Raw genomic sequence first — 25,965 nt, 5'->3', positions numbered from 1 at the left:
TTTGATGGTATACTCGTATAAGAAGAAAGTTGGTGGAGAAGTGCGCTTAACTGTATATACGGATTATTCATTACGAGTGCTAATGTACTTGGGCGTGCGTGGCCAAGACCATTTAGCAACGATTCAAGAAATTGCGGACACATATCAAATTTCAAAAAATCATTTAATGAAAGTGACATATGATTTGGGGAAATACGGTTATATCGAAACGATTCGCGGACGTGGTGGTGGCATTCGCTTAGCAATCGCCCCTCAAGAGATTGTCATCGGAGAAGTTGTGCGCAAAACAGAGGAAGATTTTCATATTGTAGAATGCTTCAATCCAGAAAATAATTTATGTCGTATTGCACCTGAATGTAGGTTAAAAAATGCGTTATATGAAGCATTGCAGGCATACTTAAAAGTACTGGACAGCTATACATTAGAAGATGTCATTCATTCAAAGACTTCATTAATGCAATTGTTCGGGCTAGGAGAGAAGGAATAATAAATAAAAGGCATATCTTGACCTATTTGGTTGAAGATATGCCTTTTATGTTAATTTACTAAGAAAAAAGCTTTTCTTGCTACAGAATAGTTATGAGGACATGGTACATCTTTCTATCCCACGCTATAAATAATTAAGAAGAATAATAGAAGTGCGATCACACCGAGCGAAAAAATCGGCATTGTGGCTCTCCAGCTATCTCTTATACGAATATGTGTAAAAATTCCACCGATACTTACTAAAATTAAAGCGATAGAGCCATAAACAGCCCACATGTCATTCCAGAAACCTACAATTAGCATAATAGCTGAACCAAGTTCGATTATCCCTGTTAACACACGGAACCATTGTGGTAATTCCCATTTGATGAAGTTTTCTTTATGCATTTTTGAACCAGCTAATTTCCCATAACCAGCGAAAATAAAAACAGCTGCAAGTAAACCTTGTAATACCCAGATAACGATTTGCATGTTTTCACCTCCAATTGATTAAAAATGCTTAGTCATTTGCAAATCCAAGCTGACCTTCCCGTCGCATCCACTAAACATTTCGTCACAATTTTGTGAGAGACATACATATAGTTGAACAAGATTAAAGTTTATTTTCGTGTTGTATTGATTTGATTGTGAGCTAATGCTTAGTGAAGCCAGCGCCATACACCCTCTGCCCCTCTATACCTCAACTCCTCTGTATTACCATAGTATGAATTTGATGTATTAATCATGCACCTACTTTTAGTTTATTCCCGTATTGAATATATGGATGTGCAATTAACCATTTAAAAGTCAAACTGTAGGGTGATGTTCGGAGAAATAATAAAAATTTAAAATGCAAAAAAAATGAAGGGATATTCAGTTTTATGGAGAATTTTAATGTTAATACGAGAAAAGGGGTGTTTTTTATGCAATTGCCAGTAATTGTGGCACCGATGTTTTTAATATCAAATCCAAAGATGGTGATTGAATCTGCACGCGCTGGTATCATTGGTACATTTCCATTATTAAATGCGCGTCCGATTAGTGTATGTGAGGAATGGTTAACAGAAATTAAAGAGGCACTACCAACGGAAAAGTGGGGCGTCAACATCATCTGCCATAAAGGAGAAAATCCTCGCTATGACGAGGATGTGGAGCTAATCAAGAAGTATCAGCCACCACTTGTCATTACGTCGCTTGGCAACCCAACACCGATTGTAGAGATCGTACATAGCTACGGTGGAAAGGTATATTCGGATGTGATTATTGAAAAGCATGCAAAAAAAGCAGCAATGGCAGGAGTAGACGGGCTTATTTTAGTATGTGCTGGTGCAGGGGGACATGGTGGGCAGCTAAATCCGTTTGCCTTTGTCGCAGCCGTGAAGTCGTTTTTCAAAGGGGACATTATTTTAGCAGGCGCTATTTCGACAGGGGCAGATATCGCAGCTACACGTGCAATTGGTGCTGATTACGCTTATATGGGGACGCGTTTTATTGTAGCGGAAGAAGGAAATGCACCAGATAACTATAAAGAGATGATTATTAACAGCTCGAGTGAAGATATTGTTTATACAGATGCGATTAGTGGTGTCAATGCGAACTTCCTTATTCCATCGTTAACGGCAAGTGGGATTAACGTTTCGGAGTTAACAAGAGGAAAGGGCAAAATGGACTTTGATGATCATAAAGCATGGCGTGATATTTTCTCAGCAGGACATGGGGTAGCGGCTATTTCAGAACGTCAATCAATCTCACAAATTGTATCGCAGTTAAAAGCTGAATATGAAGAAGCATGTAACCGTTTAAATGTTTTAATTTAGGTGAAAAGAAGAGGGGCTATCCAATCAATGGATAGCCCCTTCTACAGTCGGAATATTTTTATTGTCAGAAATTGTGCATATAGTCAAGTGGATCTTTCAATGAAAGAATGTACTTGGCTGTCTTCATTTATTCCGTCCTTTTTTGTTATGCTGCTCTTTGAGAAATTTCCTTGCGTTTTTCATCCCGCCCATAGTGCTAAACATATTATTTAGCTTTTCTTTTTCAATCATTTTGGCATTCAAGCCATCATACTTTGTTTCCTTTTGAAGTTTGCGATAGCTTTCCAATCGTTCGATTGATAAAATGCCATCCTGAATCGCTTTTTGCACGGCACAGCTTGGTTCAGTTTGATGCATACAATCACTAAAACGGCATTGAGAAGCGAGCTCATCAATGTCAGCAAAAGATTTAGCTAAATCGGCGCTAATAATGCCGAGTTCTCGCATACCTGGCGTATCGATTACGACACCTAAATTGGGTAACAGAAGTAGTTCACGTCTTGTCGTAGTGTGTCTGCCTTTATCATCATTTCTTATTTCATTGGTTACCAAAACATGTTGACCGAGAAGACGGTTGATTAAGGTTGATTTTCCAACGCCGGATGAGCCAATAAATGCTACCGTTCGACCAGGTGAAAGATAATTAGTAATAGGGTGATGTCCAGTATCAGAAATACTAGTTGTTACGAGTACATCTACACCTATTGCAATCGCATATATTTCGCTCAGTTTTTGCTCAATTTCTTGGCATAAGTCTGCTTTTGTCAGCACAATAACGGGTGTTGCTCCGCTATCCCAAGCGATAGAAAGATAGCGCTCTAATCTACGAAGATTAAAGTCATTGTTTAGTGACATACAAATAAAAACGATATCGATATTCGTTGCGACAATTTGTTTGTTAGTTGTAGAACCTGCCACTTTTCGCCCAAATACACTTTTCCGAGTGAGCACATGATGAATAATCCCATTGCCATCGGTATGATCTATTCGATCAATCATGACAAAATCCCCGACAGATGGATAGTCTGTTATGTCGTTTACACTGTGGTGAAATTTCCCGGATATTTCAGCTATCAGTTCACCATTTTCTGTTATTACTTTGTATAAATTTTTAGATTGGGATGAAATTCGTCCAATGTATAGATGTTTATATTGTTTAGCTTCCTGTAGCATTGCTTCAGTAAGCCCTAGATTTTTCATATCGATCGTATTCAATTTTATTTCCTCCTAAAAGTTTGTTTGTGACTTTTGGGAGGTTTTATGCATTATTTTGCACATCCCTCCCCATTTATTACAATCTCACGAAATTGCTTATTGAACATAAAAAAAATCCCCTTTCTCCATATGATTGGACTTTACTATAACATAATCTATTCATCATTTGAATTTTCTAATTTAGCATTTTGTTTCATAAAAGAGCATTTACAAAATAAGAATAATTGTGTTAACTTAAAAATGTAAATAGTTAACGTAAATGAGGGGGAGGTTAACAATGCCACATTTTTGGGTAGTCGGCACAGATACAGACGTCGGAAAAACATGTGTCACGACATTGTTAATGCGCCAGCTACAAGAGCAAGGACTTCGTGTAACACCGTACAAACCGGTACAAACGGGTGAGGTGATCGAGCAAGGGCAGGCTTACTATTATGATACAACCATGTATGAAACCTATTCATTGCAAAATCTTAATGAAGTAGAATTGAATGATTATTCATTCAAAGAGCCGGCATCACCACACTTTGCTGCACAACTGGAGGGTCAGCAAATTGATACGATGCGCTTATTACAGCAAATAAAAAGGTTACAACATGTGTATGATGTCGTTATTTGTGAAGGAGCAGGTGGCATTTTCGTACCGCTAGATGCAAACGGAAAGGAAACACTGCTTGATGTCATTACGCAAAGTCAATTGCCGGTCGTTGTCGTAGCACGTACGAAGCTTGGGACGATTAACCACACGTTACTGACGTTAGAAGCATTAACTGCACGCGGAATTGACGTGCTGGGCATTGTCTTTAATGGCGATACGGGGAGTGATATGGAACAAAATAACATTGCGACGATTTTGCAACATCGTGCACTACCATATGCAGTTATTCCGAAACTGCATGACATATCGCATGTAGTTAACTATTCCATCAAGCACACATCATTATTTGAAAGGCTGTATCAACATGAAACAACAGTTGTCTGAATGGCAAGCGAGAGATTTGCAACATGTTTGGCATCCATGCTCACAAATGAAAGATTATGAGCAGTTTCCACCGATTGTGATTAAAAGTGGTAAAGGTGTGTGGCTTTACGATGAGCATGACAATCGTTATTTAGATGCGGTGTCTTCTTGGTGGGTAAATTTATTTGGTCATGCGAATCCTCGCATTAGTCAAGCATTAAGTGAGCAAGCTTTTACATTGGAGCATGCTATTTTTGCGAATTTTACGCATGAGCCCGCTGTGAAGGTTGCAGAAAAATTAGTGGCCTTAACACCAGAAGGCTTGAATAAAGTCTTTTTCGCAGATAACGGCTCGTCTGCTATTGAAGTCGCATTAAAAATGAGCTTTCAATACCATATGCAAAGTGGGAAGAAAACGAAAAAGCGATTTCTTGCCTTAACAGATGCTTATCACGGTGAAACACTTGGTGCACTATCAGTAGGCGGCGTCGATCTTTATAACGAAGTGTATCAACCACTATTACTCGATACAGTAAGGGCGCAGGGACCTGACTGTTTTCGTTGTCCATTTAATGACAAGCCTGAGAGCTGTCAAGCACAATGTATTCGCTATGTAGAAGAGGAATTAGCTGCACATCATGAGGAAATTACAGCTGTTATTATTGAGCCGCTCATTCAAGCGGCAGCAGGGATGAAAATGTATCCGCCGATTTACTTAAAGCGATTGCGCGAATTATGTACGAAGTTTGATGTGCATTTAATCGCAGATGAAATAGCTGTTGGTTTTGGTCGTACAGGAACGTTGTTTGCCTGTGAACAAGCTGGTATTTCACCTGATTTTATGTGCTTATCGAAAGGGTTAACAGGAGGTTACTTACCACTATCTGCTGTATTAACAACAGATGAAGTATACGATGCTTTTTACGATGATTATGGCACGATGAAGGCATTTTTACATTCACATAGCTATACAGGCAATACACTCGCTTGCCGCGTAGCGCTTGAAGTATTGACGATTTTCGAAGAGGAGAACTATATCGATATTGTCCAAAGCAAAGGAGAGCAGATGCGAAAGCTAGCAGTCGAGGCATTTAATCACCTTCCTTATGTTGGTGAATATCGACAAGTTGGGCTAGTAGGTGCCATTGAACTCGTAGCGAATCGGGACACAAAAGAGCCGCTACCAAGTGAAGAACGTATAGGCTACCAAGTTTATAAAAGAGCATTAACAAAAGGGCTACTCATTCGACCGCTTGGCAATATTTTGTATTTTATGCCACCCTATATCATTACAGATGAGGAAATGCATTTTATGATTCAGACAACGAAAGAAACAATCGAACAATTTTTTGCAGAGCGGGAGGGATAGAATTATGCAACAACGACACGCAACCCTTTCACTCGTTATGATTGCGATGTTTGCCGCATTAACGGCCATTGGTGCCTTTATTAAAGTACCGCTACCAGTCGTACCCTTTACATTGCAAATTGTCTTTGTTTTTTTAGCAGGATGCCTGCTTGGAAGTCGCAATGGCTTGCTCAGCCAGGTCGTCTATATTGGCATTGGTTTAGTAGGGTTACCTGTGTTTACACAAGGCGGGGGAATTACATATGTGATGCAGCCGACGTTTGGTTATTTAATCGGCTTTGCCCTTGCTGCGTTTGTCATCGGTTGGCTTATTGAAAAAGTAGAAACGCCAACGAAAATGCATTTTATCGGTGCCAATATTGTCGGGTTAATTCTGATTTATGCCGTCGCGGTACCGTATTTATATGTAGCGTTAAATATTTGGCTCGATGTGAAAACAAGCTGGTCACATATTTTACTAGTTGGATTTTTAAATAGTATTGTTGCAGACTTTTGCTTAGCAATTGCTTCTGCACTGTTAGCGGAACGACTATATACCGTATTTCGTTCGGCCAGGTCAATCAAAATAGTACACATAAAAAAGGAGCATGTATGATGAATTGGTTACAATTAGCAAAGGAAGTTATTGCCGGTAAGGTAATTAGCAATGAAGAAGCGTTAGCGATTTTAAATAGTGATGATGATGAGTTATTAAAGCTAATGGACGGAGCGTTTGCGATTCGTAAAAATTATTATGGCAAAAAAGTAAAGCTCAATATGATTATGAATGCAAAAAGTGGCTATTGCCCAGAAGATTGCGGTTATTGCTCACAGTCTTCAAAATCAACAGCACCGATTGAGAAATATCCGTTTATTACAAAGGAAGAGATTTTAGCAGGGGCAAAACGTGCTTTTGAAAACAAAATCGGCACATATTGTATTGTCGCAAGTGGACGTGGCCCAACACGTAAAGACGTAAATGTCGTAAGTGAGGCCGTAACAGAAATTAAAGAAAAGTACGGCTTAAAGGTGTGTGCTTGTTTAGGATTATTAAAAGAAGAACAAGCACAGCAATTAAAAGAAGCGGGTGTGGATCGTTACAATCATAACTTAAATACATCGGAGCGCCACCATTCTTATATTACGACGTCTCATACGTATGAAGACCGTGTGAACACAGTGGAAGTTGCGAAAAAGCATGGCATTTCTCCTTGCTCTGGTGCGATTATTGGTATGAAAGAGACAAAAGAGGATGTTGTGGATATTGCACGCGCACTTCATCAATTAGATGCCGATTCTATTCCTGTCAATTTCTTAAATGCGATTGATGGCACAAAGCTAGAGGGGACAAAGGAATTAAACCCTCGCTACTGCTTAAAAGTATTAGCGTTATTCCGTTATATCAATCCAACGAAGGAAATTCGTATTTCAGGTGGTCGTGAAGTAAATCTTGGATCGCTTCAGCCACTTGGTATGTATGCAGCAAACAGTATTTTCGTTGGCGATTATTTAACAACAGAAGGACAAGAGGCAAATAGCGATTATCGCATGTTAGAAGATTTAGGCTTCGAAATTGAATTAACAGGCAAGCAAGAAGAAGCATTCTGTTCGTAATTGTCCATTATATATACTCTCCCTAATAATATAGTATAAATTGAAAAGTCGTATACACGTTATTGAACAGGCGTGTATACGGCTTTTTGTAATGATAGAGAATCCAATCGATTTTCTTGTTATAATTTAATTACGTTTTTGGTTGGAGGTATGCAGGAAAATGAATAAAAAAACAATTTTTGTTACGGGTGCGACGAGTGGAATAGGCTTAAAAATAACCGAAATGTGTATAGCGAAAGGGTATACTGTATATGCCACAGGTCGCAATGACTCTTCATTAAACACGTTAGCTGGACTGGGCGCACATGTTATTCAGGCAGATTTACGTAAAACAGAAGATATCAATCGCGTCGTTGAGGTATTACCACCTATTGATGTAGCGATTTTAAATGCTGGGCTTGGGGTTTTTGAAAATGCTTATGATTTAGCAGATGAAGAGATTGATACGATGTTAGATATTAATGTACGTGCCCCGATTTATTTAACGAAGCGTCTTGCTCCGAAAATGATTGCGCGTGGATCAGGGCATTTTATTTATGTTAGCTCACAAGCAGGTAAGGTTGCGACGCGTAAAGCGAGTGTGTATGCAGCGAGTAAGCATGCATTAACAGGCTTTTTAAATGGTGTCCGATTGGAATTAGCAGAGCATCATATTAAGGTGACAGGCATTTACCCAGGGCTCATTGATACCCCATTTTTACAAAAGGCAGATGCAACAAATGCGTACCGTGATGCGATTCAAGCTTTTTTACTCAAGCCAGAAAAAGTAGCGCGTGAAGTGGTGCGTACAATTGAGCGACCTGTACGAGAGGTAAATTTACCGCGTGTCATGGGCATAACAGCAAAACTGTATGCAGTTGCACCGGGACTCGTTGAAAAGTTAGGAAAGGGCTTCTTTAATAAGAAGTAAGTAAAAGGCGACTTGCATTACGCAAGTCGCCTTTGGACGTGTTAGTATGCTTGATGAATGATTTCCATTACGTCTTCAAGTGTTGCCTTACGCGGGTTTGTAGCCGCACATACGTCCTTCATTGCATTTTCTGCTAATATTTGAATATCCTCCTCACGAGCACCTAGCTCCTTGAAGCCTGTCGGGATATTTAAATCTTGTGTTAAGAGTTCAATGCGAGAAACTGCTACCTCTGCTGCTTCGCGTACGCTTAAACCTTCGATATTCTCCCCTAGTAATTCCGCGATACGAGCAAAGCGCTCTTCACGACCTACTAAGTTAAAGCGACATACGTGCGGTAGTAAAATGGCGTTACATACACCGTGCGGGTAGTTGTAGAAGCCCCCTAATTGGTGCGCAATCGCGTGTACATAGCCAAGAGAAGCATTGTTAAATGCCATGCCAGCTAAAAACTGTGCATATACCATTTGTTCACGTGCCTCGAAGTCTTCACCGTTTGAATAAGCGCGCGGTAAGTACTTCGGAATAATTTGAAATACTTTTTCAGCACATGCATCAGTAATTGGCGATGCATTTGTCGATACGTAAGATTCGACCGCATGTGTCAGTGCATCGACACCTGTTGCAGCTGTTAATGCAGGCGGTAAACCAATCATAAGTGTTGGATCATTGATCGATACAAGTGCTGTTACATGCTTATCGACAATGGCCATTTTTACAGAGCGCTCTGTGTCTGTAATAATCGTAAAGCGTGTCATTTCAGATGCTGTACCCGCCGTCGTATTAATAGCGATGTAAGGTACTAATGGGCTTTCGGATTTGTCTACACCTTCATAATCATGGATACGTCCGCCGTTTGAGGCTAATAGGCCAATACCTTTTGCGGCGTCATGTGAGGATCCACCACCTAAAGAAACAATCGAGTCACAGCCTGCTGCTTTATAAGCAGCGATGCCGTCATGTACATTTTTATCTGTTGGGTTCGGCTCAGCTTTCGGGAAGATTTCAACCTCCACATTTGCTTCACGGATAATGTTAGCGATTTGATCTGCGATACCTAGGTTGTATAAGCCTTCATCCGTAACTAAAAGTGTTTTTTTAGACTCGAATTGTACTAAATACTTACCAACTTCCAGAATTGTGCCTTGTCCGAATAAATTCGTTGTCGGCATTGTGAATAAGTGTTGCTTACTTCCATTCACTTGTTGCAGCTCCTGTTGTTTCGCTTTTAATACATCTTGTACGCTCATTTAATACCCTCCAGATTGTTCGTTTTAGTGGATAGTCGCATCCGAATGCTTTACCCATGGATTAGTATATAGCAATGTATAGTAAAAATTCAACTAAATTTACAAATTATTTAAAAAATTAAAATAATTGACTGTTTGATGAAAGTAGCAACTTTTTTTAGGATAAATTCCGATTGAGTAGGGGGTAGTTGTTGTTTAATTTAATATCACGCGTGTTGATTTACCTCTTAATTGTTAAAGAGAAAATTGGAATACGTTGATTTCCGCTACGGCTGACTCGCTTTCCGCAGGCACGGCTTCAACTAATTTCTTTCGGCTAATGCCGAAAGAAATGGATTTTCAGCTCGTGCTGTTCCTGCTGGAGTCGAGTCGCCTCCGCTCCAATCAACGAGCAAGCGCCTTTTTATTAATCATTTCACTAAAAAGCACGTTTATGATCTACTAGTATTTGTATAATCAACACATCTAGTAACTACTCAGCCTTTGTTTTAAATCCTCTATCTTTTGGGTACAATTCTTACAATCCCAAATAGGAAGGAGGATTTTTTATGTCACTCAATCATTTATCTAAACAGGAGCTCATCGATATCATCCAGCGACAAGCTGCGCTCATTGACCAATTAACAGCACGCGTAGCAGAGCTTGAAAAACAATTGGCGAAAAACAGTCATAATAGTCATAAACCCCCTTCCTCTGATGGACTGAAAAAGCAACGAAGAACCAAAAGTGAACGCCAGGCGAGTGGAAAGTCTCCTGGTGGACAGCCAGGACATAAAGGTCATCACCTCGCACTTTCTCCCACACCAAACGAAGTGGTTCGTCATACGGTAACGGATTGCGCAAATTGTGGGTATGATTTATCCGAAACGCCCATTCACCACGTACAGCGACGACAAGTATGGGAGGTCCCACCACTTGCGCTCACGATTACCGAACATCAAGCAGAGCATAAAAAATGTCCGTGTTGCCGCATGCGAAATAAGGCCCTTTTCCCCACACACGTAGCACATACGGTTCAATATGGAAGCCGTGTGCAAGCGCTACTGGTGTATCTACATCACGGGCAATTACTACCCTACCAACGTACCATGGATGTCATGCGTGATGTATTCGGTCATACGATTAGCCAGGGGACGCTTGCCAATATTATTCAACGCACGATGGACTCAATCGCGCCTTTCGTCAACGAAATCAAAGCGCAACTGCTTCAATCGCCGGTTGTACATATGGATGAAACGGGTATCGATGTCCTGCCGAAACGGCAATGGGTGCACGTCTATTCAACAGCAGAAGAAACCTTCTATGCGCTCCATCCGAAACGTGGAAAAGAAGCAATAGATGCGATTGGTTTTGTCCCAACTTATACAGGCATCGCGGTTCATGATGCGTGGCAATCGTATTTTACCTATACGAATTGCCAACATGCCCTATGTAATGCCCATATTTTACGGGAACTTACGTATCTACAGGAACAGGAGAACCAGGTGTGGGCAGGCGTATTTCATCAGCTGTTGATTCAGATGAAAAAAGAAGTGGATGTATATGCACAAGCCCGCATCCCTTTATCGGAAGCGTACAAGGAGCAATGGGCAGCTGCCTATGATCTACTGCTCAAAGAGGCGAGCGATAGCCTACAGGACAACTATACCGAGCATCCGCAAAAACAACGCAAAAGCATGCGCCGCTCACCCGCTCGGAATTTACTTGATCGCCTCGTCATGCATCGGGAGAAAATCTTGTTCTTCTTGCATGATCCCCGTGTCCCGTTTGACAATAATCAAGCGGAGCGTGATTTACGGATGATCCGAGTGAAGGAAAAGATTTCGGGTCTTTTCCGTAGCGACGAAGGAGCACAAGCTTTCTTCACCATTCGCTCCTTTTTATCGACGGCGCATAAGAGAGGACAACGACTATTAGAAGCACTGCAACAAGTGCTCGATAAAACATATGTCCTACAGTAAAAACACTGCTTCATGCGGTCTTTTTGGCATGCCCTGAGTAGTTACCACATCTAATTTAATATGATAGTTCTATAGTTTCGCTGAGCTTTTTCGTTATGTCTCAAAAGCATTTTTTTGAAAAAAATTTGTATGATACATAAATAGAGAAGTGGAATGATTGCGAGAAAAGGATAGTGAAAAAATGCGGAATTGAGTATTCTGAAAAAACTGTTTATTATGAGTTATCTAACAACATGAAAAACTTAAAAATTTTATATAAATACAGTTGCGTTTATGTTTATTACATGTTACTATTCGTGTATAAACTTTTACTAGAATGTATAAACATACACACAACATATATCGGAGGCAATTGAAATGGCTAACAAAAAAGTAGTACTTGCTTATTCAGGTGGTCTAGATACATCTGTAGCAATTCCATGGTTAAAAGAACAAGGTTGGGACGTAATCGCAGTATGTCTTGACGTAGGTGAAGGGAAAGACCTTGAGTTCATCAAAAACAAAGCACTTCAAGTAGGTGCGGTTGAATCATATATGGTAGATGCAAAAGATGAGTTCGCTGAAGAATATGCATTAATTTCATTACAAGGTCACACTTGGTATGAGCAAAAATATCCTTTAGTATCGGCTCTATCTCGTCCATTAATCTCTAAAAAATTAGTAGAAATCGCAAACGAAGTAAATGCTGATGCTGTAGCGCACGGCTGTACTGGTAAAGGAAATGACCAAGTTCGTTTCGAAGTTTCGATTAAAGCATTAAACCCAGATTTAGAAGTGTTAGCTCCTGTACGTGAGTGGGGCTGGAGCCGTGATGAAGAAATCGAGTACGCTGCAAAACACGGTGTACCAATTCCTGCAACAATCGACTCACCATTCTCAATCGACCAAAACTTATGGGGTCGTGCAAACGAAGCGGGCGTAATGGAAGATCCATGGGTAGCGCCACCAGAAGAAGCTTACGGCTTAACAGTTTCTGTTGAAAACGCACCAAACGAAGCAGAATACGTTGAAATCGAGTTCGTTGAAGGGAAGCCAGTTTCTTTAAACGGCCAAGAAATGAAATTAGCAGATTTAATCCAAGAGTTAAATAAAATCGCGGGTGCGCACGGTGTTGGCCGTATGGACCACGTTGAAAACCGTTTAGTTGGTATTAAATCTCGTGAAGTGTACGAAATCCCAGGTGCAAAAGTACTTTTAACTGCACATAAAGAATTAGAAGATATCACACTTGTAAAAGAGCTTGCTCATTTCAAACCAATCATTGAGCACAAATTATCTGAAATCATTTATAACGGTTTATGGTTCAACCCAATCCGTACAGCTTTAGAAGCGTTCTTAAAAGAAACACAAAAGTATGTAAATGGTACAGTACGCGTGAAGCTTTACAAAGGTCATGCAATTGTAGAAGGACGTAAATCTGCAAACTCTTTATACTCTGAAGAATTAGCAACTTACTCTAAACATGATAAGTTCAATCACGCTTCAGCAGTAGGTTTCATCGAATTATTCGGTATGCCAACAGTTGTAGCAGCAGAAGTATTAAAAAACAAATAAGTAATGAGGTGAGCGATTCGGTGCCCGAGTCGCTCCTTCTTTTAAATAGGAGTGTTAGCAATGGCGAAATTATGGGGCGGGCGTTTCCAAAAATCAGCAGAGGCTTGGGTAGATGAATTTGGTGCGTCAATTGGCTTTGACCAACAATTAGTAATGGAAGATATCGAAGGCTCAGTAGCGCACGTAACAATGCTTGGCGCACAAGGAATCTTACCACAAGAAGACGTAGCCAACATTTTAGATGGCTTAGCACAGTTAAAAGTAAAAGCAGAAGCAGGGGAGCATGAATTCTCTGTTGCAAATGAAGATATTCACTTAAACCTAGAAAAAATGCTGATTGATTTAATCGGTCCTGTTGGTGGTAAATTACATACAGGACGTTCTCGTAACGACCAAGTCGCAACAGATATGCATTTGTTCTTAAAGAAACGTGTACCAGAAGTGATAGGTTTAATCGAGGCTTTCCAACAAACAATTTTAGTGCAAGCGGAAAAGCATATTGAAACAATTGCACCAGGCTATACACACTTACAACGTGCGCAACCAATTTCTTTTGCCCATCATTTAATGGTGTATTTCTGGCAATTACAACGCGATAAAGAGCGTTTCTCAGAGTCCATGAAACGCATCGATATTTTACCTTTAGGTGCAGGTGCGATGGCGGGGACAACTTTCCCGATCGATCGTCTAAAATCAGCTGAGTTATTAGGTTTTGCAGACGTTTACGCAAACTCAATGGATGCTGTATCAGATCGTGATTTTATCGTGGAGTTTTTATCAAACTCAGCACTACTGATGACGCATTTATCACGTTTTGCTGAAGAAATCATCATTTGGTCAACAGATGAGTTTAAATTTATCGAGTTAGATGATGCGTTCTCAACAGGTTCGTCGATTATGCCACAAAAGAAAAACCCTGATATGGCGGAGCTAATTCGTGGGAAAGCGGGTCGTGCATTCGGTAATTTAATGGGCTTATTAACCGTGCTAAAAGGTACACCATTAACGTACAACAAAGACATGCAGGAAGATAAAGAAGGCATGTTTGATACGATGGAAACAGTACTAGGCAGCTTAAAGATTTTTGAAGGTATGGTTCGTACAATGACGGTCAATACTGAACGATTACATGGAGCTGTACATTCAGATTTCTCAAATGCGACAGAACTTGCGGATTATCTGGCAACAAAAGGCATGCCATTCCGTGAAGCACACGAAGTAACAGGTAAATTAGTATTTACTTGTATCCAAAAAGGGATTTATTTATTGGACTTACCGCTAGAGGAAATGAAAAAAGAATCTGAACTAATCGAGCAAGATATTTACGAAGTATTAGCACCTGAAGCAGCAGTACGTCGTCGTAACTCACTTGGCGGCACAGGCTTCGAGCAAGTAAAAATCCAATTAGCTAAAGCAAAAGAACTACTATAAATACACTTTGATTAATGCAGTCCCCACATATTGTCGTATGCGGGGTTTTTGTTTATGTATAACAAGTTTTATACGCGAGTTTGAGGTAGATTTACGCGGGTTGGGTGTAGTTATACGCGAGTTCGAGGTGAATTTACGCGAGTTTGGCACAGTTATACGCGAGTTAAGTAATTTGCCTCGGTTAATAGGCTTGTCTATGGAAAAAGAGGATACAGCAACAAGGTGTCAAAATAAGAAACCCGGAAATATTATTTCCGGGCCTGATTACACTTACATTATTTTGTCCATGACACACTGCCTCGCTTCCGTATTGAATCTTAAGATAATCCTAAGACAACCGTGCTTTGGCTGTATTCGGTATAGATTGTCCTTTTGAGTTATCGCTCATTCGCGCTCATCGGGTTAACCCTCCTAAGTCATTGGATTTGAAGTGAAATCTCTAATAGTATAGGACAATGATTAATTTTTATACACATCATTTAAAAAAATTTGATTTTTCTTTAATGTTGTTTGGGAAAAATAAAATACAGCTATTAATTCAAATCAAATTCCTAAGAACTGTCTATATGATAAGGTTTGTTATAAGATAATTGTAATACTGGATTTAAAGGGTTTAAATAAGAAGGGTGTGCTAAAAGATGGATCTTCAAACTGTTATGCAGGAGCTTGAAGCTCTTGGTAAGGAACGAACGAAAAAAATATACATATCTAATGGTGCGCAGGAACCACTGTTTGGCGTGGCAACAGGTGCGATGAAGCCAATCGCAAAGAAAATAAAAATAAATCAACCTTTAGCAGAAGAACTGTATGCTACGGGGAACTACGATGCAATGTACTTTGCAGGCATTATTGCAGATCCAAAAGCAATGACTGAGTCCGATTTTAATCGTTGGATTGATGCGGCGTATTTTTTTATGCTGTCTGACTATGTAGTAGCAGTAACTTTAGCGGAAGCAGACATTGCACAAGATGTTGCTGATCAATGGATTGCAAGCGGAGAAGAGCTGCGAATGTCAGCGGGCTGGAGTTGCTACTGTTGGCTTTTAGGGAATCGCTTAGACGATGAATTTTCCGAAAGCAAGATTGCCAATATGATTGAAATGGTGAGAAATACGATCCATGATTCACCAGAACGAACGAAATCTGCTATGAATAATTTTCTATACACCGTAGGGATTTCATATTTGCCACTTCATGAAAAAGCGGTCGAAACGGCAAAGGTAGTAGGTCCAGTCGAAGTTAAACGGGACAAGAAAAAGAGCAGTTTCCTAAACGCTTACGAAAGTATTCAAAAGGAAGTAGAAAAAGGGAGACTTGGCTTTAAACGTAAATATGTAAGATGTTAAACAATCGTATCACAAATAATCTGTAATGATTGGGGGCGTTAATCCAACAAGGGTTAATGCTCTTTTTTTGTGATTCAGATGATTTTTTCATTGTGAAAGAACATCCAGAAGAAAACGATAAAAGGAATCGATTTATTACTCATCACTACTAACTCCAATACAGAAGTTTAAAATCTGTCATTTTGGGAAATGATAAGAAACTACTGAAAAAAGGGAGTGGTTTCATGAAACATATTGTAGAACAGCTTGAGCGATTTTTTCAACAGATGGAAGACAAACCAAAACAACCGAATGCATCCGCATACAAATATGTTGTGCATATGGATCCAACGGTGAATGCCTTTGATATTGACTTGCATTTTTTAAATAGTGAAGGGACAGAGTTAGAAGGTGATGATTTTACGCCTCTTTCAGTCATTGCGAATGGATATGAAGATGATGTTAGTCGTCCTGATTTTAAAGAGGCTATACTGGATGTTTTTAAACAGCTTAACGATGATGGTCATAATCATTTTACGCAACCTACGTATATTGCGTTTCCGGATGACTCTGAAATTTATCATATACAATGAATGGAATATTTTAACTCGAAAGACAGCTGAATAGGCTGTCTTTTTTATAATAAAAGAAACATTTTTTTGTTTTATTTCCGGGGAAATAAAGAATAAAAGTGATTTTTCGAGTGATTTTTGTTGCGTAAGATTTTTTAAACTATAGAAATGAAAGTGGAATTTATAAAAGCGCTAGCATTAAAAATAGTGGAAGATATTTTACAATGCTGAATACTGGTGAGATTAAAACATAATTCAGTGGAATCGTATCAGTCAAAAAGAACAAGCTACTCTGCTTCATATAAGCAAGAAGTATAAATAATGCTGTTACACGCATAATAAGACCGTTTACGGCACACTAGTTGTTGTAAGTAATCACAATAGTAGTTAAACCAGATATGTAAAAAGTGTCACATTGCTACCAACTAGTCATTTGCTGTTCAAGTGAATACCGTTACTACTTGCGTTATGGTATGTTCCGAAAGCAACGACTAAATTTTTGCTGTACATAAGGAGTGAAGAAAGTTGGAAACATCCGTGTATTGGAGTAGGGCGTTAACTGAATTAACGCTAACATTTCATATCGTCTTTGCAACACTTGGGGTAGGAGTACCGCTTCTTATATTAATCGCGCAGTATGTAGGCTATAAGCGAAATGATATTCACTATACGATGATGGCAAGACGCTGGGCGCGCGGCTTTACGATTACCGTAGCAGTCGGTGTTGTAACCGGAACGATTATTGGCTTGCAGCTATCGCTATTATGGCCGCAGTTTATGGAGCTAGCGGGACAAGTCATTGCACTTCCTTTATTTATGGAGACATTCGCCTTCTTCTTTGAAGCGATTTTTTTAGGCATTTATTTATACACGTGGGACCGTTTCAAAAACCCGAAACATCATATGTTGCTACTCATTCCGGTCATGGTTGGGGCCTCTATGTCGGCCATTTTTATTACCATCGTCAATTCCTTTATGAATTCACCGCAAGGCTTTGAAATTCAAAATGGCGAGCTCATTAATATTCACCCGGTATTAGCGATGTTCACGCCAGCGATGCCAACTAAAGTGACACATGTATTAGTGACGAGTTATATGACGGTGGCCTTTGTACTGGCGGCGATTGCAGCATACAGATTGCTACGTGGCGAAAATCATGTATACCATCGAAAAGCGTTACTACTAACGATGAAACTAGGGTTAGTTTTTTCCATTGCATCCGCTATTCTCGGTGATTTCTCTGCAAAGTATTTAGCCGAATATCAACCTGAAAAATTAGCTGCAGCAGAGTGGCATTTTGAAACAGAGGCAGGCGCAGAGTTAATTTTACTAGGGGTGATGGATGATGACGAAATTAAATACGCGATTCGTATTCCGAAGTTGTTAAGCTATCTTGCGTTTGGAAGCCTTGATGCAGAAGTCATCGGGCTCAATGAATTCCCAGAAGATGAACGCCCCCCGCTTATTAACCATTACTTCTTTAACATTATGGTCTTTATTGGGGTAGCCCTTATTTTCCTAGCCCTTGTCTATATATTAGGAAAATGGCGAAAATGGCAGTGGGTCGATTCAAAATGGATTTTGGCGTTGATTGTTGCGAGTGGACCGCTTGCCATGATTGCTATTGAAGCAGGTTGGTGGTTGGGAGAAATGGGACGTCAACCATGGATATTATACGGTATTTTGCGAACAGATGAAGCCGCAACATCTGCAACAGGTCTTGAGTATTTGTTTATTTTGTTTGCTGTTGTGTATGTAATATTAGGCATTGGATGTGCTGTTGTCCTACATCGTATGTTTAAAAATAACCCAATTGTGAAAGAATTAACATCAAGACAGGGCGGTGAAGACACATGGCATTAGAAATACTGGGGATATCAGTGTTATGGATCTTCTTATTTGGCTATGTGATTGTTGCTTCGATTGATTTTGGTGCGGGATTTTTTAATGCGTATAGCTTAGTGCGTGGAAATAATCATATTTTATCGAAAATTATTAAACGCTATTTATCACCAGTGTGGGAAATTACGAACGTATTTTTAGTATTTTTCTTTGTCGGTGTCATCGGCTTTTTCCCACAAACCGCTTACTATTACGGAACCATTTTATTAATTCCTGCATCGATTGCGCTTGTTTTATTAGCAGTACGGGGTAGCTACTATGCATTTGAGGCATATAGCGGTGTACGGGGACATAAAGGGTATGCGCTTGCTTATGGGATAACGGGGCTATTTATCCCTGCTGCATTTTCTGTCGTATTGACAATCTCTGAAGGAGGCTTTGTCAATATGGTGGACGGTAAGCCCGTACTGGATTATGCCGCCTTATTCATGAGCCCGCTTTCTTGGTCGATTGTTGTACTAGCTGTTGTAGCGGTCCTTTATATTTCTGCTGTCTTTTTGACTTGGTATGCAAGTAGAGCGGAGGATAGGGAAGCAAGTGAGTTAATGCGAAAGTATGTCCTCATTTGGGCAGCGCCATTAATTTTAAGTGCACTAGGCATTATTATTGAGCTGAAATCGCTCGGAAATTGGCATTATGAGAACATTTTTGATTTGTGGTGGCTATTTTTAATTTCTGGTTTGTTATTCGTTGCGACGATATGGCTCATTGGGAAAAGGCAGCATTACGGTGTCGCAGTCATTTTACTGATTGTGCAATTTGCAGCAGCCTTCTTTGCATATGGCATTTCGCATTATCCGTATTTATTGTATCCGTATTTAACGATTTACGACAGTTTCACAAACGAGACGATGGCTGTAGCACTTGTGGTCGCATTCATTGCGGGATTGATGCTATTATTACCGTCCTTGTACTTAGTGTTCAAATTATTTTTCACAAAAGATTATGTTTCAGGTAAAGATGAAACACATGTGTAAGAGGTGATTTAATGACAGATTTTCTAATATTCCAAGCGCCGTTTATTATTTGGATTCTTGCCGTAATTACAGCATTTGTAGCAGCGGCTAAAATGAAATCTGACGATGAAACAGAAGGCGGAGAATAATAGCTAGTCAAACGGTGTGGAGTGAGCCAACTAAATTGCTATATGGTCAAAAAATGAGCAGGGGGAACTAATATTTCTCCTGTTTTTTTATGTGCAGTTGAAGGTCTGCTCATTTTTCTGTTCGTTCTTTAATAAATTGCTACAAGGGTTTTTAAATTAGAGAAAAATGCTAAGTTTTAGAATCATCCGATTTTAATTGAAACTTTTAGCAGTGATACACCGTATAAAAAGTTAATGATGTCAAAAGGAGGGGGGGAACTTGAAGCTAGTTCTCAAGGCGGCTTGCATTTCACTGATTGTACATATCATCTATTGTGTCATAACAGTGAGTTGGGGGTATATACAAACCCTTTTTTATGCACCTAACTTTTCTGACACGAATGTATTCATTCTACAAAATGAAGTAGTGTTTGCGTATGTCGCATCACCGCTTTCATTACTAATATCATTTATGATTATTCTGCTCGTTTCTTGGCTTATTTTAAAGCTTGCACAAACAAAGCAAGTGATCGATTAAAGAAATATGACGGAGCTTTTTTGACGGACAAGAAAGTATAAGTTTCATAGATATTACATAGCTCCTTTAAAGCAAATATATGCCCTTGTCAATATGACTGGTTGAAATGAAAGGAGAGTAGAAGTTGAAAAAGCTATCACTGTATATAGTGTTTGTCTTTTTATTAGTTGCGTGCGGTGACGGTGAAGCCAAAAGTAATAATACCATTTCGGATGCAGCACTATCCGATCGTGAAAAAACATTACTCAATGCAGCAGCAGGTAACATCCTATTTACGTATGATTTTTCGATTGAATCGGCAGGTGCGTTAGAAGTATGGATGGAAAAGTACGAATACGGCGAGTTAACAGAAGAACAAATTGGCGGTGTAGGTACAGAAGTAAATAAAAGCGGTCAAATTATTGTTACATTGAAAGAAGTCCCACAATCTAAGGAGACGATTGTACGTGTCGCCATTGTAAATGGTGGAGCCGTTTCCTCAAGTGAAGGGCTCATGACGTTACCAGACATCGGCTCATTTGGCTACGGTTCACTTATTTCTAATGAACCAATCGCATTAAAAGGCAATATGGCAATCGGTCAAATCATTTATTCAGGAGAATCGAATTTCTTTAAAACGAGTTGGGCAGAGTTAGCGAATAATCCAGTAGCAATTATAAAGGAATTAAAAGACCGACCTGTTGTTTATCTTATTCGAACATCATTTAAGGAAATTAAATCTACATCTTAATCATACACATCTCGATCTGTAAAGGAACGAGATGTGTTTTTTCTATTAGTAAGGAATAGTGCGTCAATTAAAAGGTGATATTTTGTGCCTATTTGTTATACTAGTAAACAAGTATATAGAATATATCTTTAGGGGGACAAGTTTTGGAAAAAATAGAGCAACAAGAGCAAATAAAAATGAGCTGGTGGTATGAATATTTTCGAAAAATGCTTGGGCAACACCAGCAAGTCAATCACCAAACCAATATAGCGGATGCTTTAACAGGGGCAGTTGGCGGATGCATTGGCATCGGGACATTATTGTTCCTGACACAACTAACACATACCTCTTGGCTGATGGCATCACTCGGCGCAAGCTGTGTGCTCGTATTCGGTGCTTGGAATGCGCCCTTTTCTCAGCCACGAAACGTAATAGGTGGTCATTTATTATCGGGCATTATTGGCATTTCCTTTTACATGTTATTTGGTTCGCACCCACTAGCTATTAGCGTAGCTGTTGGATTCACGATTTTTGCGATGATGCTAACAAGAACCGTACATCCGCCAGCAGGGGGAAATCCGATTATTATTATGCTAGGCGGCTATAGTTGGGGATATTTAGTCGCCCCAGTCATTATTGGCGCAGTCGTTATTGTCATTTACGCTGTCCTCATTAACAACATTCGGCAAAAACGTCATTATCCATTGTATTGGTGGTAAGCAACGATACATATAAAGGTACAGTGAAAAGGAAGGCTCTTGTTGAACCTCTTACCTTAGGGCAAGTGATCTATTGAGGAAGCCATAATGAAATCTGCCTATTAAAGATGGAACAGTACAAGAAATACTCTTTATGTTAGAGCCACTAGGGGTTATAAGAAGAGAATATCACCAAAATAGGCACTTTTACGTATAGCTTTCGTAAAGGTGCCTATTATGATAAAGCTTTGGTGGAGAAGTAATCGTTTAGCTAAGTAGCTATTGCAGATATTTCGGATTTTCTTGTCGTTCGTTAATTTCTTCAAAGTAAATATTCATTAACTTTTTAAATTCTCCTACAGTTAAAGGTTTAGCATCTTCTTTTAATTCAAAACCAAGTTGTCCATTCGGTTCAATAGTAGCTGTTTGAATATCCTGGATGTTTGCAATACCGTGGTTACGCAATCTCATTTCCAATTGATCAACGGTTAAACGTAATTTTTTTAAGTTTTGAATATTTAATGTCCCATTGCTTATGACTACTTTTGATTTCCCTGTAATGAATTTTTCAAATGCATTAGATTTTAATTGGAGATACTCTAAAATGATAACAGAAATCACAAAAATGGCTGCTGCTATAATTGCTTTAACCATGCTCTTTTCTACAATTGGTTGCACAATAATTGTGCCAATTGAAATCATGACAATTGTTTGAGCTAATGTCATTTGTGCAATAGATTTTCTACCTGCGATTAGTAAGAGCAAAACGCCAGCTAAAATTAAAATAAATGATTGCTAAATAAAATTCACATAATCCCCCTTTTATTTTAATCCGTATAACGAACAAATGTGTAAACATATATAACCATCAGAATAACGATTCCTTTTCGCTGCGGCACGCGTTTTCTACGGCGGGGCATAAAAAACATAGCTGTTATGGGTTATTGCCTCCAGGTGTATAATTATTTGCTTCGCCAGCATAATCAAACGGGGTGTTTGTATCGATAGTCAAAAAACCTTTTTGATTAGAAGTAGCAAGCGTAATGTCGTTTAGGTTATTCAATTTTATCGTTAAAAACAAAATCCATACAAACCCTTCTACCTTTTTAATCTTTACCTTATAATTGCAAAATACTCATAGAATAAATTGGAGCCTTTGGATTCCTATATTCATTTCAGAAAGTAGGCAGTGCAATGAAAAAAGCGAAATGAAACCCAAAAAGTAGCAGGATAATCCCTGCTTTTTGGGCTTTAGATGTATGTTAGCTGTTCAAATAAAAAAGCGCTGTTATTTAATAACGAGTTCGGTTGTTGAGTACAAAGTGTAAAAAAGTAATATTAACACGAGCGGTATTTTTACTATTTGAGTAAATCCAGATTCACAACAATAAGAAATATACACGATTTAATGCACACTAAACGGTAAGTCATAAACGTGTAAATATTAGTGTATCAAGTATTTGTCCCTCCTGCATAAAAAGCTGTATAAATAATGTTCATAGGAAAAGTCATGAAACGTTGATTTAACAACATTCTCCGCTTTTTAGTGTGTTACAAAACTTTCATTTGGGAACGTTGTTTTGTATGCGTTTGTATAGCTTAAATATAAGTTGCACTAAATTGCCTCGTTAATGAAATAAGCACATATCTTTATTCGTAAAAGGTGATAATACAAATAAATAGTTAGTCTTAAAGAGGTGTATTGAAAGAATGAAAAAAATGTTTTTAGTTTTTATACTATTCCTAACTCTTATTACCTTTTTTCAATCAGCAACAGCTTCATCAAATAAACCAACACAAGACTCTGAAGAGCTTAGATTACAGGATATGCTTATGAATATGCTGACTCCTTATATTGAAAATGATTTGCGTAACTATTATTATCCAAAGATTGTAAAGGATTTTTCACCTATTGTCGTCCCTTGGAAAATTGAAGTGTTAGAAACAAGAAGAGTTAATGGCTTTCGTGGTCTCATATTGCAAATTACATTCGAAATAGAGCCTACCGATGGAGGGCAATGGATTTCAATAGGGAAAGACCGAATGACCTATGAAATTTCTTCTGGACCTGAGGTTAAATTGATAAATCACACACACTTAAAAACATATAAATACCCTCCAGAATGAAAAAAATTCCTAAATCGAGATTTGGGGACTTTTTGCTCTTAATGTTGTAATGCCGTATGAACCTCAATAAGTAATTATTTTTTATTTTTTAGTTCTAAAAGTACAGGTGCTATATTTAGTAAAATGGAAACAATTGTCAAAAACCAAAACGCCCTAGCCATACCAGGTACTACATCTGATAAAGCTGCCCAATCTTCCACTTTTACCCACCGATTTAGATAACTGTAATCTGCACAAATTGTTAATGCTGTAAATGATAATGCCATCGCCATAGCAAGCTTATAATCCTTACCAGCTATATACATATAAAGATTGATAAAAGTTGCTACTATTGCAATAAGACCTAATATTACCCACATAATTATACCTCCATTATAGTTTTATTTAAGATTAACGTTTGAATGAAACTAATAATCAAGGAAATTTTCAAGAAGTTAAATAATTCCTTTTACTATAGACTGTTTTTATTTTAGTAAGTTCCCAAACCATCGTTAGGGTACTTTTCTTTGCTTAACATTGTAAATCAGCATAAATCTGACGGAATGCCTATTTGACTTAATAAATTTTTCATCTACCAGAAAGGACAGAGTAGAAACTCAATGCAAATTAAATGTTCAAAAAGGCAGCGGTTATTGACCGATGCCTTTTATTGTGCTTTTTATAATGTTAAATATAGTTCGACTTTGATGCTAATTTCATTGCTATTTATGATGTTTATTTAAGTTTTGTACTGCTGAACTAAACCCGTTAGTTATTAAAAGCTTACTTAGTTTAATGAAAACGTCATCGCTACGCGTTCTTTTACATATTGAATGCCTGCTCGTTCCATTTCCGCTACATAATCTTCAATAGGATCGTTATAATGCATGGCGTAAATTTTTGAATGCACTTCTTTCGGATAATAGGCGAGGATGTCTGAAAATAGGGCATGAGCACCATTACTTGTAAAGCTAGTATCTTGAAAAATAGCGACCGTATCGGTATTCACAAATCGTATTAAATTGGCGCCTTGTAAATCCTTCACATCGCTTGAAAATAGCACATTACCTAGCGGACCACGAATGAACAGACCTGAGCTCGCCATTCCTTGGATATGTGTATCACTTGTATCAAAAATGTGCAATTGCAGCCCTTCAAAGTTGATAGATGCTTCATCATTCATAACTGTAAAATCACAAAAATCGTCTACTGTAGCGCCGCCGTTTTCAAGAGGGAAAGATAATAATTGTCGTAATAACGGATAAATCGTTTGGTGGACAAAGATATGTGTTTTCATCGGATGATGAATATCATTTTTTAAATGCCAATAACGTTGAAAAATCAGCTCCTCTAACCCGCCTACATGATCGGAATGTAAATGTGAAATCCACACAGCATCGATATCTAAATAGGAGTAACCCGCTTTCTTAATACTTGTGCGAAGTGTTGTGCCAGCATCGATGAGCAGCTTTTTTGACCCAATTTCAGCGATATAATTATTATGATAAAAACGCGAAGTAAATGCACCACCAACACCTAATGGAATTAAGTTCAAAGTAATCAGTCCTTTGTTTGTTAATAGTCTTATTTTGCGATAAATCTTCTGTTTTTAAAACGATATAAAATGAATCACTGTTACAAATTAATGCTCTTCTTGCTGTAAAAGTAAAGACTCAAAACGTCGTAGTGGAATGGAGTTATTTTCTTTTCGGTAAATGAGCTGTGTTTCGATGAGTGAAAACTTTTTCGGTACTGTAATGGCTTGCAGTGGGTAATAGCGAACGTACTGATCATACACAGTACGAGGTAGCATCGTTATACCTAATCCGGCTGCTACACAACCGGTAATGGCCTCAAGTGATCCAAATTCCATTAAGCTATAAGATTTAATTCCTTGATGACGTAAGTAGCTCTCTAAATGAAAACGATAGGAGCAGCCTGCTTTAAAGACTAAAATGGTCGCCGCTTCTAGTGGAATGTCTTCATTTCCCTTAGGATAAACAACGACCATTTCCTCCTGAAAAATGGTTTTAGCTTGTAAGGAAGAATGTGAAACCGGACCAGATACAAAGGCGGCGTCTAATTTGAAATCGACAACCGCTTCGATTAATTGGGCTGTCGGTCCTGTTTTTAACGTAAGGTTCACGTTAGGAAACTGCTGATGGTAATGGGCTAATAGGTTAGGCAAGCGGACGGCAGCGGTTGTTTCCATTGCGCCTAGTTTTAAATCACCGGTTGGATTATGCTCATCCTGCATCGCCAACTCAGCCGTATGAATCGAGTGGAAAATTTGTGTTGCGTATTGCAGTAGCTCTTGCCCCTTTGGTGTGACCACACACCCGCGATTATGCCGATAAAGCAATGTCGTGTTTAGCTGTTGCTCCAGCTTGTGAATTTTTGCCGTTACATTGGATTGTGAATAATTCAGTTCATCCGCGGCTTGAGAAATACTGCCATACTTGGCCACAATCTCAAATGCTTTTAGTGCCTCAATGTCCATAATTG

26 protein-coding genes are annotated in these 25,965 nt (G+C 38.8%); 19 read left to right on the top strand and 7 right to left on the bottom strand.

What is annotated here, in order from left to right:
* Positions 1-40 precede the first annotated feature (40 nt).
* Positions 41-487, top strand: a complete 447-nt coding sequence (locus tag ACQQ2I_RS12385; protein WP_431027107.1) for an RrF2 family transcriptional regulator — start codon at positions 41-43, stop codon at positions 485-487.
* Positions 488-600: 113 nt separating this feature from the next.
* On the opposite strand, the gene ACQQ2I_RS12380 is transcribed toward ACQQ2I_RS12385, so the two are convergent.
* The gene (locus ACQQ2I_RS12380; protein WP_431027106.1) at positions 601-957 is read right to left on the bottom strand and encodes a DoxX family protein; all 357 of its coding nucleotides are present in this window, start codon (positions 955-957) and stop codon (positions 601-603) included.
* A 431-nt stretch (positions 958-1,388) separates the two neighbouring features.
* Here ACQQ2I_RS12380 and ACQQ2I_RS12375 point away from each other — a divergent pair, with 431 nt between their 5' ends.
* A complete protein-coding gene (locus ACQQ2I_RS12375) occupies positions 1,389-2,282 on the top strand; it encodes an NAD(P)H-dependent flavin oxidoreductase (protein ID WP_431027105.1) in 894 nt (297 codons plus the stop codon).
* A 123-nt stretch (positions 2,283-2,405) separates the two neighbouring features.
* On the opposite strand, the gene rsgA is transcribed toward ACQQ2I_RS12375, so the two are convergent.
* A complete protein-coding gene (gene rsgA, locus ACQQ2I_RS12370; protein WP_431027104.1) occupies positions 2,406-3,497 on the bottom strand; it encodes a ribosome small subunit-dependent GTPase A in 1,092 nt (363 codons plus the stop codon).
* A 277-nt stretch (positions 3,498-3,774) separates the two neighbouring features.
* On the opposite strand from rsgA, the gene bioD reads away from it, so the two are divergent.
* The 5 genes from bioD (at position 3,775) to ACQQ2I_RS12345 (ending at position 8,330) form a co-directional block, all read left to right on the top strand.
* Positions 3,775-4,479 (top strand): dethiobiotin synthase, encoded by a 705-nt coding sequence (gene bioD / locus ACQQ2I_RS12365; protein ID WP_431027103.1) that lies wholly within the window; start codon positions 3,775-3,777, stop codon positions 4,477-4,479.
* Positions 4,460-5,827: an adenosylmethionine--8-amino-7-oxononanoate transaminase gene (gene bioA, locus ACQQ2I_RS12360; RefSeq protein ID WP_431027102.1), complete on the top strand. Its 1,368-nt coding sequence runs from the start codon at positions 4,460-4,462 to the stop codon at positions 5,825-5,827. The genes bioD and bioA overlap by 20 nt, the downstream gene beginning before the upstream one ends.
* 4 nt (positions 5,828-5,831) lie before the next feature.
* The gene (locus ACQQ2I_RS12355) at positions 5,832-6,422 is read left to right on the top strand and encodes a biotin transporter BioY (RefSeq protein WP_431027101.1); all 591 of its coding nucleotides are present in this window, start codon (positions 5,832-5,834) and stop codon (positions 6,420-6,422) included.
* Entirely contained in the window at positions 6,422-7,420 is a 999-nt protein-coding gene (gene bioB / locus ACQQ2I_RS12350) for a biotin synthase BioB (RefSeq protein ID WP_431030507.1), read from the top strand. Before ACQQ2I_RS12355 ends, bioB begins: the two co-directional genes overlap by 1 nt.
* Positions 7,421-7,580: 160 nt before the next feature.
* On the top strand, positions 7,581-8,330 hold the full coding sequence (locus ACQQ2I_RS12345) for an SDR family NAD(P)-dependent oxidoreductase (protein WP_431027100.1): 750 nt from the start codon (positions 7,581-7,583) through the stop codon (positions 8,328-8,330).
* Positions 8,331-8,371: 41 nt separating this feature from the next.
* Here the strand turns inward: ACQQ2I_RS12345 and ACQQ2I_RS12340 are convergent, their stop codons facing one another.
* A complete protein-coding gene (locus ACQQ2I_RS12340; RefSeq protein ID WP_431030506.1) occupies positions 8,372-9,502 on the bottom strand; it encodes an iron-containing alcohol dehydrogenase in 1,131 nt (376 codons plus the stop codon).
* 626 nt (positions 9,503-10,128) lie between these two features.
* Here ACQQ2I_RS12340 and tnpC point away from each other — a divergent pair.
* The 11 genes from tnpC to ACQQ2I_RS12285 all read left to right on the top strand — a co-directional run bounded on the left by tnpC (position 10,129) and on the right by ACQQ2I_RS12285 (position 21,375).
* Complete coding sequence (gene tnpC, locus ACQQ2I_RS12335; protein ID WP_431027099.1) at positions 10,129-11,541, top strand: IS66 family transposase; 1,413 nt, start codon at positions 10,129-10,131, stop codon at positions 11,539-11,541.
* Positions 11,542-11,898: 357 nt separating this feature from the next.
* Positions 11,899-13,095, top strand: a complete 1,197-nt coding sequence (locus ACQQ2I_RS12330; protein WP_431027098.1) for an argininosuccinate synthase — start codon at positions 11,899-11,901, stop codon at positions 13,093-13,095.
* Between the two features lie 60 nt (positions 13,096-13,155).
* Positions 13,156-14,526 (top strand): argininosuccinate lyase, encoded by a 1,371-nt coding sequence (argH, locus tag ACQQ2I_RS12325; RefSeq protein WP_431027097.1) that lies wholly within the window; start codon positions 13,156-13,158, stop codon positions 14,524-14,526.
* A 638-nt stretch (positions 14,527-15,164) separates the two neighbouring features.
* Positions 15,165-15,872, top strand: coding sequence for a DNA alkylation repair protein (locus ACQQ2I_RS12320; protein WP_431027096.1), 708 nt, complete (start codon positions 15,165-15,167; stop codon positions 15,870-15,872).
* 224 nt (positions 15,873-16,096) lie between these two features.
* Positions 16,097-16,444 (top strand): hypothetical protein, encoded by a 348-nt coding sequence (locus tag ACQQ2I_RS12315; protein WP_431027095.1) that lies wholly within the window; start codon positions 16,097-16,099, stop codon positions 16,442-16,444.
* A 504-nt stretch (positions 16,445-16,948) separates the two neighbouring features.
* Positions 16,949-18,286 carry a cytochrome ubiquinol oxidase subunit I gene (locus tag ACQQ2I_RS12310; RefSeq protein WP_431027094.1) on the top strand — a complete coding sequence of 446 codons (1,338 nt, stop codon included), beginning with the start codon at positions 16,949-16,951 and terminating at the stop codon, positions 18,284-18,286.
* Positions 18,277-19,302 (top strand): cytochrome d ubiquinol oxidase subunit II, encoded by a 1,026-nt coding sequence (locus tag ACQQ2I_RS12305; RefSeq protein WP_431027093.1) that lies wholly within the window; start codon positions 18,277-18,279, stop codon positions 19,300-19,302. Before ACQQ2I_RS12310 ends, ACQQ2I_RS12305 begins: the two co-directional genes overlap by 10 nt.
* Positions 19,303-19,313: 11 nt before the next feature.
* The gene (gene cydS / locus ACQQ2I_RS12300; protein WP_431027092.1) at positions 19,314-19,430 is read left to right on the top strand and encodes a cytochrome bd oxidase small subunit CydS; all 117 of its coding nucleotides are present in this window, start codon (positions 19,314-19,316) and stop codon (positions 19,428-19,430) included.
* Between the two features lie 259 nt (positions 19,431-19,689).
* Entirely contained in the window at positions 19,690-19,947 is a 258-nt protein-coding gene (locus tag ACQQ2I_RS12295) for a hypothetical protein (protein ID WP_431027091.1), read from the top strand.
* A 124-nt stretch (positions 19,948-20,071) separates the two neighbouring features.
* Entirely contained in the window at positions 20,072-20,677 is a 606-nt protein-coding gene (locus tag ACQQ2I_RS12290; protein ID WP_431027090.1) for a hypothetical protein, read from the top strand.
* Positions 20,678-20,853: 176 nt separating this feature from the next.
* Positions 20,854-21,375: an HPP family protein gene (locus tag ACQQ2I_RS12285; protein WP_431030505.1), complete on the top strand. Its 522-nt coding sequence runs from the start codon at positions 20,854-20,856 to the stop codon at positions 21,373-21,375.
* 258 nt (positions 21,376-21,633) lie between these two features.
* On the opposite strand, the gene ACQQ2I_RS12280 is transcribed toward ACQQ2I_RS12285, so the two are convergent.
* Complete coding sequence (locus ACQQ2I_RS12280) at positions 21,634-22,119, bottom strand: DUF421 domain-containing protein (protein ID WP_431027089.1); 486 nt, start codon at positions 22,117-22,119, stop codon at positions 21,634-21,636.
* A 945-nt stretch (positions 22,120-23,064) separates the two neighbouring features.
* On the opposite strand from ACQQ2I_RS12280, the gene ACQQ2I_RS12275 reads away from it, so the two are divergent.
* Positions 23,065-23,481, top strand: coding sequence for a DUF3888 domain-containing protein (locus tag ACQQ2I_RS12275; protein ID WP_431027088.1), 417 nt, complete (start codon positions 23,065-23,067; stop codon positions 23,479-23,481).
* Between the two features lie 74 nt (positions 23,482-23,555).
* Here ACQQ2I_RS12275 and ACQQ2I_RS12270 read toward each other — a convergent pair whose 3' ends face one another.
* From ACQQ2I_RS12270 to ACQQ2I_RS12260, 3 genes are all read right to left on the bottom strand, one after another.
* The gene (locus ACQQ2I_RS12270) at positions 23,556-23,840 is read right to left on the bottom strand and encodes a hypothetical protein (protein WP_431027087.1); all 285 of its coding nucleotides are present in this window, start codon (positions 23,838-23,840) and stop codon (positions 23,556-23,558) included.
* A gap of 407 nt (positions 23,841-24,247) precedes the next feature.
* A complete protein-coding gene (locus ACQQ2I_RS12265) occupies positions 24,248-25,015 on the bottom strand; it encodes an MBL fold metallo-hydrolase (protein ID WP_431027086.1) in 768 nt (255 codons plus the stop codon).
* An 87-nt stretch (positions 25,016-25,102) separates the two neighbouring features.
* Positions 25,103-25,960: a LysR family transcriptional regulator gene (locus ACQQ2I_RS12260; protein WP_431027084.1), complete on the bottom strand. Its 858-nt coding sequence runs from the start codon at positions 25,958-25,960 to the stop codon at positions 25,103-25,105.
* Positions 25,961-25,965: the final 5 nt, after the last annotated feature.

The organism is Lysinibacillus sp. LZ02 (genome assembly GCF_050613145.1).
Classification (GTDB): Bacteria; Bacillota; Bacilli; order Bacillales_A; family Planococcaceae; genus Lysinibacillus_B.
This window is presented reverse-complemented; position numbering and strand designations above follow the sequence as displayed.

What these genes read in the sequence shown, in the direction of transcription:
- ACQQ2I_RS12340 (WP_431030506.1), bottom strand. Translation starts at nt 9,502, where the DNA reads ATGCCGACAACGAATTTATTCGGACAAGGCACAATTCTGGAAGTTGGT.
- ACQQ2I_RS12315 (WP_431027095.1), top strand. Translation starts at nt 16,097, where the DNA reads ATGAAACATATTGTAGAACAGCTTGAGCGATTTTTTCAACAGATGGAA.
- ACQQ2I_RS12285 (WP_431030505.1), top strand. Translation starts at nt 20,854, where the DNA reads ATGAGCTGGTGGTATGAATATTTTCGAAAAATGCTTGGGCAACACCAG.
- cydS (WP_431027092.1), top strand. Translation starts at nt 19,314, where the DNA reads ATGACAGATTTTCTAATATTCCAAGCGCCGTTTATTATTTGGATTCTT.
- bioD (WP_431027103.1), top strand. Translation starts at nt 3,775, where the DNA reads ATGCCACATTTTTGGGTAGTCGGCACAGATACAGACGTCGGAAAAACA.
- ACQQ2I_RS12380 (WP_431027106.1), bottom strand. Translation starts at nt 957, where the DNA reads ATGCAAATCGTTATCTGGGTATTACAAGGTTTACTTGCAGCTGTTTTT.
- ACQQ2I_RS12320 (WP_431027096.1), top strand. Translation starts at nt 15,165, where the DNA reads ATGGATCTTCAAACTGTTATGCAGGAGCTTGAAGCTCTTGGTAAGGAA.
- ACQQ2I_RS12355 (WP_431027101.1), top strand. Translation starts at nt 5,832, where the DNA reads ATGCAACAACGACACGCAACCCTTTCACTCGTTATGATTGCGATGTTT.
- ACQQ2I_RS12270 (WP_431027087.1), bottom strand. Translation starts at nt 23,840, where the DNA reads ATGTGGGTAATATTAGGTCTTATTGCAATAGTAGCAACTTTTATCAAT.
- ACQQ2I_RS12375 (WP_431027105.1), top strand. Translation starts at nt 1,389, where the DNA reads ATGCAATTGCCAGTAATTGTGGCACCGATGTTTTTAATATCAAATCCA.
- tnpC (WP_431027099.1), top strand. Translation starts at nt 10,129, where the DNA reads ATGTCACTCAATCATTTATCTAAACAGGAGCTCATCGATATCATCCAG.
- ACQQ2I_RS12305 (WP_431027093.1), top strand. Translation starts at nt 18,277, where the DNA reads ATGGCATTAGAAATACTGGGGATATCAGTGTTATGGATCTTCTTATTT.
- bioA (WP_431027102.1), top strand. Translation starts at nt 4,460, where the DNA reads ATGAAACAACAGTTGTCTGAATGGCAAGCGAGAGATTTGCAACATGTT.
- ACQQ2I_RS12345 (WP_431027100.1), top strand. Translation starts at nt 7,581, where the DNA reads ATGAATAAAAAAACAATTTTTGTTACGGGTGCGACGAGTGGAATAGGC.
- ACQQ2I_RS12260 (WP_431027084.1), bottom strand. Translation starts at nt 25,960, where the DNA reads ATGGACATTGAGGCACTAAAAGCATTTGAGATTGTGGCCAAGTATGGC.
- argH (WP_431027097.1), top strand. Translation starts at nt 13,156, where the DNA reads ATGGCGAAATTATGGGGCGGGCGTTTCCAAAAATCAGCAGAGGCTTGG.
- bioB (WP_431030507.1), top strand. Translation starts at nt 6,422, where the DNA reads ATGAATTGGTTACAATTAGCAAAGGAAGTTATTGCCGGTAAGGTAATT.
- ACQQ2I_RS12275 (WP_431027088.1), top strand. Translation starts at nt 23,065, where the DNA reads ATGAAAAAAATGTTTTTAGTTTTTATACTATTCCTAACTCTTATTACC.
- ACQQ2I_RS12330 (WP_431027098.1), top strand. Translation starts at nt 11,899, where the DNA reads ATGGCTAACAAAAAAGTAGTACTTGCTTATTCAGGTGGTCTAGATACA.